This is a genomic window from Arthrobacter glycogeni (genome assembly GCF_054510815.1).
Genome location: NZ_JBTNDV010000002.1, coordinates 265,708 through 278,382, shown reverse-complemented (window position 1 = coordinate 278,382; position 12,675 = coordinate 265,708). Strand labels below are relative to the sequence as shown.

The 12,675-nt window shown below is 63.1% G+C and carries 11 protein-coding genes and 1 other RNA gene; 1 reads left to right on the top strand and 11 read right to left on the bottom strand.

The window, feature by feature from the left end:
- Positions 1-5: 5 nt before the first annotated feature.
- The gene (locus ACX80G_RS03495) at positions 6-1,757 is read right to left on the bottom strand and encodes an alpha-glucosidase (RefSeq protein WP_459305622.1); all 1,752 of its coding nucleotides are present in this window, start codon (positions 1,755-1,757) and stop codon (positions 6-8) included.
- Positions 1,754-3,910 carry an alpha-galactosidase gene (locus ACX80G_RS03490; protein ID WP_459305621.1) on the bottom strand — a complete coding sequence of 719 codons (2,157 nt, stop codon included), beginning with the start codon at positions 3,908-3,910 and terminating at the stop codon, positions 1,754-1,756. The genes ACX80G_RS03495 and ACX80G_RS03490 overlap by 4 nt, the downstream gene beginning before the upstream one ends.
- Positions 3,911-4,042: 132 nt before the next feature.
- Between ACX80G_RS03490 and ACX80G_RS03485 the strand changes: the two genes are divergently transcribed.
- Positions 4,043-5,191: an ROK family protein gene (locus ACX80G_RS03485; protein ID WP_459305619.1), complete on the top strand. Its 1,149-nt coding sequence runs from the start codon at positions 4,043-4,045 to the stop codon at positions 5,189-5,191.
- A 3-nt stretch (positions 5,192-5,194) separates the two neighbouring features.
- On the opposite strand, the gene ACX80G_RS03480 is transcribed toward ACX80G_RS03485, so the two are convergent.
- The 9 genes from ACX80G_RS03480 to ACX80G_RS03440 all read right to left on the bottom strand — a co-directional run bounded on the left by ACX80G_RS03480 (position 5,195) and on the right by ACX80G_RS03440 (position 12,550).
- A complete protein-coding gene (locus tag ACX80G_RS03480) occupies positions 5,195-5,419 on the bottom strand; it encodes a hypothetical protein (RefSeq protein ID WP_459305617.1) in 225 nt (74 codons plus the stop codon).
- Positions 5,420-5,523: 104 nt separating this feature from the next.
- Positions 5,524-5,894: a transfer-messenger RNA gene (gene ssrA / locus ACX80G_RS03475) on the bottom strand.
- 101 nt (positions 5,895-5,995) lie between these two features.
- Positions 5,996-6,367 (bottom strand): hypothetical protein, encoded by a 372-nt coding sequence (locus ACX80G_RS03470; RefSeq protein WP_459305615.1) that lies wholly within the window; start codon positions 6,365-6,367, stop codon positions 5,996-5,998.
- Positions 6,368-6,370: 3 nt separating this feature from the next.
- Positions 6,371-6,844, bottom strand: coding sequence for an SsrA-binding protein SmpB (smpB, locus tag ACX80G_RS03465; protein WP_459257751.1), 474 nt, complete (start codon positions 6,842-6,844; stop codon positions 6,371-6,373).
- An 88-nt stretch (positions 6,845-6,932) separates the two neighbouring features.
- A complete protein-coding gene (locus ACX80G_RS03460; protein ID WP_459305614.1) occupies positions 6,933-8,444 on the bottom strand; it encodes a M23 family metallopeptidase in 1,512 nt (503 codons plus the stop codon).
- A gap of 28 nt (positions 8,445-8,472) precedes the next feature.
- On the bottom strand, positions 8,473-9,387 hold the full coding sequence (gene ftsX, locus ACX80G_RS03455) for a permease-like cell division protein FtsX (RefSeq protein WP_459305612.1): 915 nt from the start codon (positions 9,385-9,387) through the stop codon (positions 8,473-8,475).
- Positions 9,384-10,088, bottom strand: coding sequence for a cell division ATP-binding protein FtsE (gene ftsE / locus ACX80G_RS03450; RefSeq protein ID WP_459305610.1), 705 nt, complete (start codon positions 10,086-10,088; stop codon positions 9,384-9,386). Before ftsE ends, ftsX begins: the two co-directional genes overlap by 4 nt.
- A gap of 159 nt (positions 10,089-10,247) precedes the next feature.
- Positions 10,248-11,366 (bottom strand): peptide chain release factor 2, encoded by a 1,119-nt coding sequence (gene prfB / locus ACX80G_RS03445; protein WP_459305609.1) that lies wholly within the window; start codon positions 11,364-11,366, stop codon positions 10,248-10,250.
- 17 nt (positions 11,367-11,383) lie between these two features.
- Complete coding sequence (locus ACX80G_RS03440; protein ID WP_459305608.1) at positions 11,384-12,550, bottom strand: carboxylate-amine ligase; 1,167 nt, start codon at positions 12,548-12,550, stop codon at positions 11,384-11,386.
- Positions 12,551-12,675 lie beyond the last annotated feature (125 nt).

Below are 12,675 nucleotides of genomic sequence, written 5' to 3'. Positions count from 1 at the left end.
CCCGTCTATGGCCCGGCCGTCCGAAGGACCCGCGCCTCCCACGGACGCAGCCGTCCAGCATCCTCTGTGGTGTCCTCAATGGTGTCCCGTGTGGCGTCCGACCTCGAAACCGGGTAGTTGCCCAGCACGCGCTCCCCGCGGCCCAGCCCCTGCGGCAGGACCAGGTCCTCGCCTGACACGTTGCCCAGGACGGTGAGCGTCTCACCGTTCCGGGTCCGCGTGAATGCGTACAGGGTGGGGTGGTCCTCCTGGATTGGGGTGAACCCTCCGAGGCGCACGACGGCGTTGTCGTGCCGCAGCCGGATCAGCTGCTGGTAGTAACCGTAAACGGATCGATCTGACGCCCGATCCGCCTGGGCGTTGATCGCGGTGTAGTTCGGGTTGACCCCCAGCCAGGGCTCGCCGGTGGTGAACCCTGCGTGGGCCTCGTCCGACCACTGGACCGGTGTTCTGGCGTTGTCGCGGCTCATGATGCGAATGCCCGCGAGCACCTGCTCCGGGTCAAGCCCCAGAACGGTGGTCGCTTCGGTGAAGTAGTTGATCGACTCCAGGTCCCGGAAGTCCTCGATGGCGGCGAACGGCACGTTGGTCATGCCGAGTTCCTCGCCCTGGTAAATGTAGGGCGTCCCCCGGTGCAGGTGGAGCAGGGTCGCCCATAGGGTGGCCGACTCATATCTGAACTCCGAGTCATTGCCGAACCGTGACACCAGTCGCGGCTGATCGTGGTTGTTCAGGTAGAGGCTGTTCCAGCCCGTCGTTGCCAGACCCTGCTGCCACCGGTTCCAAGACACTTTCAGGTCAGCCAGATTCAGGCCACGGTAATCCCACTTGCCGCCGGGCCCGTAGTCCAGTCCAACATGCTCGAACTGGAAGATCATGTCCAATTCGCGACGGGACGGGTCGGTGAAAAGGCGGGCCTCCTCGACTGTTGCACCGGGCATCTCGCCCACAGTAATCAGCTCAGACGACCGTCCGGCGAACACCTCGCGGTGCATTTCCTGCAGGTAGTCGTGGATTCGTGGACCGGAAATGAAGTGCGGCCCGCCGTCGCCCCACAGTACTCCGGGCGGGACAACGCCGTCCGGCAGAGCGGGGTCCTTGGAGATGTAGTTGATGACATCCATCCGGAAGCCATCAACACCGAGGTCGAGCCACCAGTTCATCATCTCGTAGACGGCCGAGCGGACCTGAGGGTTGTCCCAGTTCAGGTCCGGTTGTTGGGGGGCGAACAGGTGCAAATAGTACTGCCCGGTGTGGGGGTCGAGCGTCCAGGCCGGCCCGCTGAAGGCCGATCCCCAGTTCGTCGGTTCGGCACCGGGGCTGCCGGCGTCGAACCCGTCCCGGGGGTCCCGCCACCAGTACCAGTCTCGCTTGGGGCTGTCCACGGAAGCGGACGCCTCCTTGAACCACTCGTGTTCGTGGGAGGTGTGGTTGACCACCAGATCCATCACCAGTTTCATCCCCCGATTGTGCACACCCTCCAGGAGCTCGCGGAATTGTTTGAGGGTACCGAACGCTGGATCGATCCGGCGGTAGTCGCTGATGTCGTAACCATTGTCGTGGTGTGGCGACTGGTAGACCGGGGACAGCCAGAGCACGTCGACGCCGAGCTCCGCCAGGTAGTCCAGCTTGCCGATGATCCCACCCAGGTCGCCCACGCCGTCGCCGTTGGAATCGGCGAAACTACGGGGGTAGATCTGGTAGACAACAGCGCTCGTCCACCAGGCGGGCTGGGTCTGGTCCGTTGCGATGCTCACGAGGGGTTCTCCTTGGCTGGTGTTCGCCGCACTTCGATGAGTACTGATTGTTCGGGGAAAAGCACAGGTGCCTGAACGCCGATGGACCCGAGAACACGACCTGACAGGATGACCGGGCTGCCGAGCAGCGCCGCCTGGTACCAGTCCAGTGAGGACTGGCCGGCACCCGGATGTTCGAGTGCCGGGGCCGCCGGGGCGAGGGTGTACAACGCCGTGGGTTCCAGCCCCGGAAACCGGATCCGGCCTGGCGGATAGGAGGCACTGGATGCGGTGAGGGTATAGGAGTACAACGCCGCGGAACCGTCCCTGGCCACAGTGCCACGGAGATCCATGGCCGGGTCCGGCAGGTCCGCGTGGACCACCCTGCCGCTGTGCAGCAGGCTCCGCCATCGTTTGTGCAGGGCAATCCACGCTGTGAGGTCAGCAGAGTCCTGCTCCCCCAAATCGGAGATATCCCATTCGACCCCGTAGTGGCCAAACACTGCAGTGCTTGCCCGAAGCGACAACGAGTGCGCCCGGTGGGTGGAGTGGGAGACCGGCCCGCCGATGTGCATCCCCATCAGTTCAGGGGCGATCAACAGTCCGGTGTACTTCTGGATGACCAGTCGCTCCAGCGGATCAATGCAGTCGCTGGTCCAGATGCGGTCGGTGCGGGCCAGGATTTCCAGGTCCACCCGCCCGCCACCCGAGGCGCAGCTTTCAATCTCGAGGCCGGGATGGCGGCGTTTGAGCTCCTCGAGCAGCCGGTACAGCGCCGCCACGTTCCGGTGCACCTCGGGCATACCCGAGGTGGCGCCGACCGCTTCCACCAAATCCCTGTTGTGGTCCCACTTGAGGTAGGCGATGTCGTGATCCGCCAGGATGGAGTCCATCCGCTCCAGGAGGTATTCCCACGCCTCGGGGATGGCCAGATTCAGCACCTGCTGCTGGCGGGCCGACGGCGGCAGTCGTCCGTCGGCCTGCAGCATCCAGTCGGGGTGCCGCCGGGCCAGATCGGAGTCCGGGTTAACCATTTCCGGTTCGAACCACAGCCCAAATTCCATCCCGAGAACGCGCACATGGTCGATGATCGGAGCCAGTCCGTCGGGCCACACGTCGTCGTCGACAAACCAGTCCCCCAGGCCTGCCGTGTCGTCGCGGCGTCCCCTAAACCAGCCGTCGTCGAGCACGAACCGTTCGATCCCCACCGCAGCCGCCCGGTCAGCCAACTGGGTGAGCCGCTCGAGGTTGTGGTCAAAGTAGATGGCTTCCCAGGTATTCAGCGTCACAGGTCGCTCCCGCACCGGGTGGGAGGGCCGGCTCCGTTGCTCCTGGTGGAACCGCTGTGCGAGCTCGTTGAGGCCGTTGCCCCACGAGGCCAAAGCATCCGGTGCAGCATAGGAGTCGCCCGGCTGAAGCACAATTTCCTGCGGCAGGAGCAGCTCTCCGGCGGCGATGAAGGTCTCACCGGTGGGTGTCTTCTCCACCAGGAGCTGGTGGTTTCCACTCCAGGCAGCATGCACGGCGTGAACCACGCCGGATTCGAACCCGACTGATGCCTCCCCCGCGGCCAGCAGGAGCGTCGCGTCGAGTCCGGGCCGGCCTCGCCTGCTCTCACGCCGGTAGGTACCGGTGGTCAGGGCGTGCCGTTGCGGGCTGCGCTCCCTCAGGTGGCGTCCGGTGGTGTCAAGGATTTCCACAGCGTCTGATGGAACCGGGAACACCGCCAGCAGGGCGTCCACCTCGTAGGGGGTGTCCCCCACATTCGTCAGCCGTAACCGCTGCCTGAGCAATCCCGCGTCGGTCAGGGTGAGAGTGCCTTCCAGGCGAAGGCCGCCGTGGGGATCGGCTGCCGAGAAACGAAATTCAGCGGTCGACGTCGAACTAGCCGTCGTAGCCAAGCGCGGAAAGAGGGCCCTGCCGGCGCGGTGCCCTATGATTCCCGGGGTGCCCTGCCACCCAAACGATTCCTGCGGAGTCAACGTCAATCGCGGCGGCGAGTCAAGACCGCCCGAAACCCTCTGCGGCCTGGATGCTGCGGCAAAGTCGTCGAGGCTGCCGGTCTCGCCCAGTTCGCTACCCCAGTACAGGATGGCTGGCAGGCCCGCAGCCGTGGTGTCGACAACAACGCTGGTACCGCCGTTGGTGAAATGAAAGACCGTAGTAGACTGCATTAGTTATTTTTACTGCAAAAGTAATTGTAGTGTCAAGCATCGCAGCTGACCCGTTTGACGCATGGCGGACGTCGATCATCGATAGTAAATTGACTTTGGTATCACAGGAAAAATATTCGGGGACGGAGTCCAGTGAAGGCAGTCCGAGCGCTCGCCGCCGATAGTCCCACCCGTGCCATTGCCCGCGAGGTGCTGATCCGTGGCCCCATCTCGCGGAGTGAGCTGGCACGGAAGCTCGGGCTATCTGCCGCCAGCCTCACCCGCCTGAGCAAGCCTCTGCTCGCGGCCGGCATCCTGCAGGAAGGCTCTGATGTGCAGGTGGGGGCGGTGGGCCGCCCCACGAAACCCCTGAACATCTGCTCCGACTCCCACCGGTTCGTGGGCATCAAACTGACCGGTGATGCCGCAAGCGCCGTCTCGGTAGACCTGCGCTGCCGGGTGAACGCTTCGGCGACGCGACCGCTGGCCAGCCATCTGGTGGATGACGTCGTCGACGTCGTCTGTGCCGTGGTGGGCGATCTGGGCCCGGCGAGCAGCTTCAGCGGCATCGGGATCAGCTTGGGCGGCAAGGTGGGATCACCCACCGCATCCGGAACGGTTCAGCGGGCACCCTTCCTCAACTGGCGTGATGTTCCCCTGGCCCAGCTCGTGCAGCAACGCACAGGGCTACCCGTGGTGCTGGAGAACGACGTCATTGCCCTCACCGTCGCTGAGCAATGGTTTGGTGCGGGGCGGGGGGTCCCGAATTTTGCGGTAGTGACCATCGGAGCTGGCGTGGGCTACGGGCTGGTCATCAACGACCAGGTGATTGCTCCCCCGGATGCCGGGCTGGGTCTTGCCGGGCATTTTCCGCTGGACGCCTCGGGCCCGCTGTGCCCCGAGGGCCACCGGGGGTGTTCAACGGCGATGCTGACCATGCCCGGGATCTGTGCCCAGGTGACAGGGGCGACGGGCCTTGCCCACCCCTACGCATCGGTGTTGCAGCTGGCCCGCGAGAAACACCCGGTGGCCCTGCACGTTGTCGAGAGTGCCGGCGCCGCCTTGGGCACCTTGATCGCGGCGATCGCCAACCTGACCATGGTCGAGTTGATGATCCTTTCCGGTGAGGGGATGGACCTGGTCGATGTGGTGCCAGCTGCGGTGGATGCGGCGGTGGCCGCCTATCGGGATCCGGAGGCACAATCGGTACAGCTGGTCCGTGAACACACTGACTTCAGCCAGTGGGCGCGGGGCGCGGCGGCAGTCGTGATCCAGCAGTCAATCGTGGGAACGCTGAGCTGACCGTCAGCGACCCTCATTGCGGCGGACCATTCCGACGATCAGGAGAATCAGCCCGAGCGCCAGAGGGATCAGGGTCACCAGGGTGTGGGTTCCACCGATGAAACTCATGTAAAAGATGAAGATGAAGGATCCGATCACCAGGAACAGCCCGGTGTTCACCAGCGCGCGGCCCCGGTTAGGGGGCGGCAGCGGGGGAAGCCACGATGGAGGATCGTCCGTCCAGTTCATCTGGTCAGTCTACGTCCGGGGACGGACACCCGATGCTCCCGCACCAGTTAACGACAAAACGTCCCTCCCCCAAAGGGGAAGGACGTTCCGCCGTGAAAGGCTTTCCGTGGAGATGGCGGGAATTGAACCCGCGTCCGATGCAGTGTAGTCAGGGCTTCTCCGGGCGCAGTTTGCGTCGGTTTTTCTCAGCTTCAGCCATCTTGCAAACAGGTGACTGCCAAGCTCAGTTACATAAGAGTCCCCCCGAAGCCTGTAACGAGCTTCAGGAGCAGTGGCCCTCTAAATGACGCCAGGATCCGGGACGAGAGCATTCCCGGGCTGACGGACTTGGTCTTACTGCCTAGGCAGCGAGAGCGAAGTCAGTGCGTTTTTGTTCGGCACTTATATTTTTACAAGGAGCGTTAACGAGATAACCTTGTAGATCCTCGGCCCGCTTCCCCTGTCGCGACTAACATCGTCGAAACCTGTCATCCCCGTGTGTAGTTATCAAGTAATACTTCCCGGATTGCCCCGGGTCTCCCAGTATATCGCACTGGGGCACGGTTCGTGGTCCCGGCTGGATGGTCCGCGAAATCCCTAGACGGTGATCCCGAACATGACGATAGGTGATTGCCACAGTGTCACTACCACGAAAGACACTGCCACGAACGCGAGGCCGACGGCGGCCAGGGCGGTGGTTGCCGCCTGCTTTCGTGTGAAGCTCCACCAGAACACCACCATGTTCATCAGCACCAGCAGTGGCGCCACCCAGATGATCACCTGAGCCAGATACAGGTAGATCAGGAAGAAAAAGGGGATCAGCGCGAAAATACCCACCGGCACGATCGCCAGCAGGATGAGCAGATCGACTAAGGCAACCACCGTCACCCACCAGGGGCGCCGGTACCGCAGTTCCAACTCCTCAGTGTCCTCGCGCGGATCCTGGGCATCCCAGAAGACGTCAGTCATACCTCAGGTGCCCCGGTTCTTGTCGCGCATATCGCGCAGCGCTTCGCGGTTGTCTTGCTTTTCCCTCAAGGTCTGACGCTTGTCGTAGTCCCGCTTACCCCGTGCGACGGCGATTTCGACCTTAGCCCGACCGTTCAGGAAGTAGAGCTGCAGCGGCACCAGAGTGAATCCGCTCTCCCGGATCCGCTGCGAGATGCGGGTGAGCTCGTCCCGATGCAGCAGCAGCTTGCGGCGCCGCCGGGCCGCGTGGTTGGTCCAGCTGCCCTGCGTGTATTCGGGGATGTGGATGCCTTCGAGCCACAGTTCGTCGTTGTAGAAGATGGCAAATCCGTCCACCAGTGATGCGCGCCCCGCCCGCAGTGACTTCACTTCGGTACCCATCAGCGCGATGCCGGCCTCATAGGTATCCAGGACCTCGTAATCGTGCCGGGCCTTCCGATTGGTGGCCACTACCTGTCGGCCACTTTCCTTGGGCACGGTACAACTCCTTTTTTTCGGGTGATTCAGCTCCACGGCTCAGGCCTGCGGAACGGAGAATGGTCCCTCCAGTCTACGACGTCGGTCGCTACAGCAGACCCAGCGGGTCAACCAGACTGCCATTGAGGACGGTTTCAAAGTGCAGGTGGCACCCGGTGGAGTTACCGGTGGTGCCCGTGTGGCCGATCAGCTGACCGGCGCTCACCTTTTGTCCCTGGGACACCGTGAAGCTGGCGAGGTGGTAGTAGTTGGTCGCCAGCGCGTTGCCCTTTATCACTCCATGGTTGATGACGATACGGGTTCCCGCGCCGGGGAGTGCATTGGAATCGGCGAACCATACCTCGCCCGCGGCGGGGGCGTAGAGCGGGGTGCCGCACCCCACACCGTAATCGAGTCCGGTATGCGTGTAGCCGCCGGACCCGTCGAAGTCGATGGTGCCAACCGGCGTCGCCCGCCAGCCGAAACCCGATGAGATGGGGCCGCTCACCGGTGCCTGCAACCCGAACGCCGACGGGCTGCCCGACTGGATCGGGGTGACCGGGGCTACCGCTGCGGGGATGATCGGTTCGGGTTTAACCGGCTCAGGGGCTGGCTGCTGCGCGGCAGCCGCTGCCGCTGCTGCCGCGGCGGTGGCTGCCGCAGCCGCATCGGCTGCCGCCTGCGCCCGGCGTTCGTTCTCAATACGGGCACGCTCCTCGGCCTCGGCTTTGAGCCGCGCTTCTTCCTTCTTACGGGCCTCTTCGATGAGCCGCGCCTGGCGGGCAGCGATGTCGGCGGTGACCTTCTCATGTGCGGCTTCCACCTCGGAGAGCTTGGCCTCGATCACCGGCTTCTGCTCCTGAAGCTGATCGGATAGCTCTGAGGTGTCAGCGACAAGAGTGTCAACCTTGTCCTTTTCGGTGGCTGCCTCATCGCGGGCCATCTGCTCCGCGGCAAGGGCTTGCTCTGCCTGCGATTTCAGATCGAGGATCTCGGCTTCAACTGCGGCAAGACGAGCTTCGGAATTGACATTCGTTGCATTTTGCTGGGAAAGCTGATCCATGGCTGCGTTCTGGCTGCGGAGCGCCTGATCCACCATGTCGATCGAATTGGTGAGGCTCTCAGTACCTTCTGACCCGAACAGCAGGGACAAGTTGGAGGGCACTCCCCCGTTCTTGTAGGCCTGGGTGGCGATCTGCCCGATCACCTCACGGGTTTCACCCATGGCTTCCCGGTCGAGTTCGATCTGTTCGTTGATCTTGTTCTTGGTTTCCTGCGCCAGATCAACGCGCTGGGTCAGAGCCGTGACCTGGCTGGTGGCTGTCTCGACCCGCCCCTGGGCGTCGGCCAGTGACTGCTGGGCGCCAGGCAACTGTCCCTGATAGACGCGTAACTGGGCGATAGTCTCGGAAATGTCGGCGTCAAGGTATTCGATTGACTGCTGGACGTCCTGAATTTCCTGCTCGAGAGCGCTCTGGCGGTTATCTAATTCGTCGGCAAACACCGGAGCGCTGAAACCCAAAGCCAAAGCAACAATCACTGCCACCGAAGTACCCGCCACGACCTTGGTCGCGGCTGATTGATTGGCCGGTTTGAACGACCAAGAATTGACGGCAGGCATATGCTCTCTTTCTTTCCTGGTCATCACTCTAAACCCTCAAGTAGCGTCTGAGGGTTAGGAGGGAGGACACCCCGGCAAGAACTCCCCCCAGGAGAATCAGCAGCGGCGCCAGAAGAAGAACCTCGGTTGATGAGATGAACGCCGTTTCCGGATACATCTCGGCGAGCACACCATTGAGCGCGAAGTGAGCTATCGCCCATAACGTGCCGGTCGCGAGAAGACCACCAACCACTGCGGCGATCACTCCCTCCAGCACAAACGGGAGCTGGATCACAGCCTTGCTCGCCCCGACCAGCCGCATGATTCCGGTCTCCCGGCGCCTACTGAAGGCCGAGAGCCGGATGGTGGTCGCGACCAGCAGCACAGCACACAGCAGCATCACACCCGCTATGGTCAACGCAATCGCGGATGCGACGTTCATGTACGTGAAAAGACGCTCCAACAGCTCACGCTGATCACTGACCACGTCAACACCGGGAGTCGAGGAGAACGCTTCGTTGATGACCTCGTACTTCTCGGGGTCGACCAGATTGACTCTGAAGGATTCGGGCAGCTGGTCTGCGGTAACCGAATCGACAATAGGCGAGTTGGCGAACTGGTCCTGGAAATGACCCAGTGCCTGGTTCTGGGATTCGTATTCGACACTCGAGACGTACTCGCTGAAGGAATTGGATTCGAGGATGGCCTGGATGTCGTCACGCTGGTCCTCGGTGACGGGTCCAGCGGCACAGCTGGGTGACGTCGAATTGTCGACGCACAGGAATACAGCCACCTGGACGCGGTCGTACCAGTAACCCTTCATTTGGTTGATCTGCAGCTGCAGCAACCCTGCGGCCCCGACGAAGGTCAGTGAAATGAAGGTGACCAGAACAATGGAAATGACCATCGCCAGGTTCCGGCGGAGACCGGATCCCAACTCTCCAAGAACGAACGCGAACCTCACGGCGCGGTCACCTCGGTTTCGCCGATGTAGATGCCCTGGGCGTCGTCGCGCACTACCGAACCGTTGTGGAGTTCAACCACCCGTTTACGCATCGTGTTCACGATGTCGTCGTCGTGAGTGGCCATCACCACTGTGGTGCCGTTCGAGTTGATGCGGTCGAGGACCTTCATAATGCCCATCGACGTGGTGGGGTCGAGGTTTCCGGTTGGCTCGTCCGCCAACAGGATTCCCGGCCGGTTCACAATGGCGCGGGCGATCGCCACGCGCTGCTGCTCGCCGCCGGAAAGTTCGTGAGGCATCCTGTTGTTCTTGCCCTCGAGGCCCACCGTATGCAGCACGTCGGGGACTGTTTCCCTGATCACTGCCCGGCTTTTTCCAATCACCTGCATGGCGAAGGCAACATTGGCGAAGACCGTCTTGTTGGGCAGCAGCCGGAAGTCCTGGAAGACCACACCAATTCCGCGGCGCAGCTTTGGCACCCGCCAGCTTGGAATGTTGGCAACGTTCTGGCCGGCAACGTAGACGGCGCCACGCGACACCCGGTCCTCTTTGAGGACCAGACGGATAAATGTTGACTTACCGGACCCTGAGGCCCCAACCAGGAAAACGAACTCCCCACGATCCACTTCGAGGCTGACCGCGTCGAGTGCTGGTCGTGAATTGTTGCTGTAGACCTTGGTGACGGTGTCGAATCTAATCATGACTACTCTGCGCCCATATGGTGCTGCCAGTGCACGGGCATTTGCTGGGGGGAAGAAGGTACCGGCCACTAGACTATAGCGACGCCGCTGCGCGTTGCCGGCTCACCGCTGCGGTGTGTCGCTGATCCCTTGGCCGCCCCCAGTGCCCGGCGTGTGCGCCTATTCTGCTGGTGCTGCCCGGTTGTTGGCCCGCCAGCGGATGCCGGCGTCGATGAAGTCATCGATCTCGCCGTCGAACACGGCCGAGGTGTTTCCGACCTCGTGTTCGGTGCGAAGGTCCTTGACCATCTGGTACGGGTTGAGGACGTACGAGCGCATCTGGTCACCCCAGGACGCCTTCACATCACCGGCCATGGCCTTCTTCTCGGCGTTTTCCTGTTCCTGCATCTGTAGAAGCAGACGGGACTGAAGAACCCTGAGTGCCGCCGCACGGTTTTGGAGCTGGGACTTCTCGTTCTGCATCGACACCACAATGCCGGTGGGAATGTGGGTCAGCCGGACCGCCGAGTCGGTGGTGTTCACCGACTGGCCGCCGGGCCCTGAGGATCTGAACACGTCAACCCGGATTTCGTTGTCCGGGATCTCCACCGAATCGGTCTGCTCGATGAGCGGGATGACCTCGACCGCGGCGAAGGACGTCTGGCGGCGGCCCTGATTGTCGAAGGGACTGATCCGGACCAGCCGATGAGTCCCGGCCTCCACTGAGAGGGTGCCGAATGCATAGGGTGCCTTCACCTCAAACGTGGCGGACTTCAGCCCCGCTTCCTCGGCGTAGGAGGTGTCGAGAACCTGCGTGGGGTAACCGTGGCGTTCGGCCCAGCGCAGATACATCCTGAGCAGCATTTCGGCAAAGTCCGCCGCGTCCACGCCGCCCGCGCCGGAGCGGATGCTCACCACTGCCTCGCGCTCGTCGTACTCGCCCGCCAGCAGGGTGACGACCTCCAGCCGGTCCAGTGAGGCGCTCAGCGAGGTGAGCTCCCTGACGGATTCCTCGCGAGACGCCTCGTCATCCTCGTCCTGCGCCAGTTCAACCAGAACTTCCAGATCTTCAATCCGGGAGTGAAGCGTTTCCAGGCGTTCCAGCGCCGACTGGCGGTGGGAGAGTCTGGAGGTGATTTTCTGCGCGGCGGCAGGGTCGTCCCACAGGTTGGGTTCGCCGGCCTGTTCGCTGAGCTCCGCAATGTCGGTGCGGATCGCTTCGATATCAGCTACCTGTTCGATGTTGGCGTACTTGGTGCGGAGCGCGCGGATTTCTGCGGGAAAATCGATATTTGCCATGATAGAACCAGCCTACGTCATGACGCTGACGGCGGCCGTGGGGGCTCCGGCCACCCGAGCGGACTGAGCTGCGTGCGGTCCACGGCGTCGTCGACGACGGCGGTGGGGCCGTGCCGCATCAGCGCTCGCTGCTGGTCCGCCCCGGTTCCCCGGCGCTCGATCTCGCGCAGTTGTCGGCGTACCGTCGCTTCGTCGTCGTAATCGCGCAACGAGGGCAGGACCCGATCGAGCAGGAGATGCACGGCTTCCGCCGCATCGCAGAGCCCACCCAGCAGCGGATTCACGAGCGGCCCCCGAAGCCCGTATCTGCTCGCCGTCCAGCTGGCTGCCCGCAGATCCGCCGCCGTGGCGGCCGGGGCTGGCTCTCCCCTGTGCCAGCTGCGGACCTCCTCTTCGACGAGCGCCCGTGTCAGCGCCGCGATCAGGACGGCGTCGGCACGGTAGAGGCAGACATCGCAGGCGCGGATCTCGACTGTGGGATGTCTGCGGGCCAGCCGCGCGTCGAGGTAAAGCATGCCTTCGTCGAGGATGACCCCATCGTTCAGCCGGGTCTGCACCATTTCCTGGTACGCCTGCACGGATCCGAACGGCTCGTAGGTTCCCGAGGTGGGCCAGCGGAGGTTCATCGGGTAGCGGTAACTGGCGTAGCCGCTATCAAACCCGTTCCAGAACGGTGAATTGGTGCTGAGGGCCAACAGGACGGGCAGCCACACCCGGATCCGATCCAGGACGGCAACTCCCTCCTCTGCCGACTCGATCGAGACGTGCACATGGAACCCGCAGGTCAGGTGGTCCGCGAGCGCCAGCCCATAGAGTTCCCTCATCCGGGCATACCGTCCGTCCGGCGCCAGCCGGAGTGTTGACGGGTGGACGCTGGTGGCGAGCGCGGCGACGCGGGCGCCGACCCGCCGGGCCGCCCGGTCCGCCTGGCGTCGGCCGCGGTGAATTGCAGCCGCGAGATCACGCAGTTCGGTATACGGCCGGCTGATGACTTCCAGCTGTTGCTGCTGCAGCTCCAACGACAGCTCGCTGACGTCGTCATCGAACGACACCACGCCGGAGAGGATCAGCGGTGCGAGCGGGGCTGGTCGCCCGGTGTGCTCGTCGAGGAGGATGAGTTCCTCCTCCACACCAAAGGACCGTCGCGCCGTTGGCCCGTTGAAGGTCGCATTTACTGGCTGCACCGCCTGCCCCCTTCTGGGCCAAGGCTCTGCCGCTCCATCCTCTATGTTTCGGCCAGGGTTTGGGTTTTGGAGTGGAGGATCGAGCGCTTACCGAGAAGGTTCCTCAGATCCAAAAGAGGTGTCAA

Coding starts and splice junctions, on each gene's coding strand:
- ACX80G_RS03480 (WP_459305617.1), bottom strand. CDS start 5,419: ATGAACTGGACGGACGATCCTCCATCGTGGCTTCCCCCGCTGCCGCCC.
- ACX80G_RS03470 (WP_459305615.1), bottom strand. CDS start 6,367: ATGACTGACGTCTTCTGGGATGCCCAGGATCCGCGCGAGGACACTGAG.
- ACX80G_RS03490 (WP_459305621.1), bottom strand. CDS start 3,910: ATGCAGTCTACTACGGTCTTTCATTTCACCAACGGCGGTACCAGCGTT.
- ftsE (WP_459305610.1), bottom strand. CDS start 10,088: ATGATTAGATTCGACACCGTCACCAAGGTCTACAGCAACAATTCACGA.
- ACX80G_RS03460 (WP_459305614.1), bottom strand. CDS start 8,444: ATGCCTGCCGTCAATTCTTGGTCGTTCAAACCGGCCAATCAATCAGCC.
- prfB (WP_459305609.1), bottom strand. CDS start 11,366: ATGGCAAATATCGATTTTCCCGCAGAAATCCGCGCGCTCCGCACCAAG.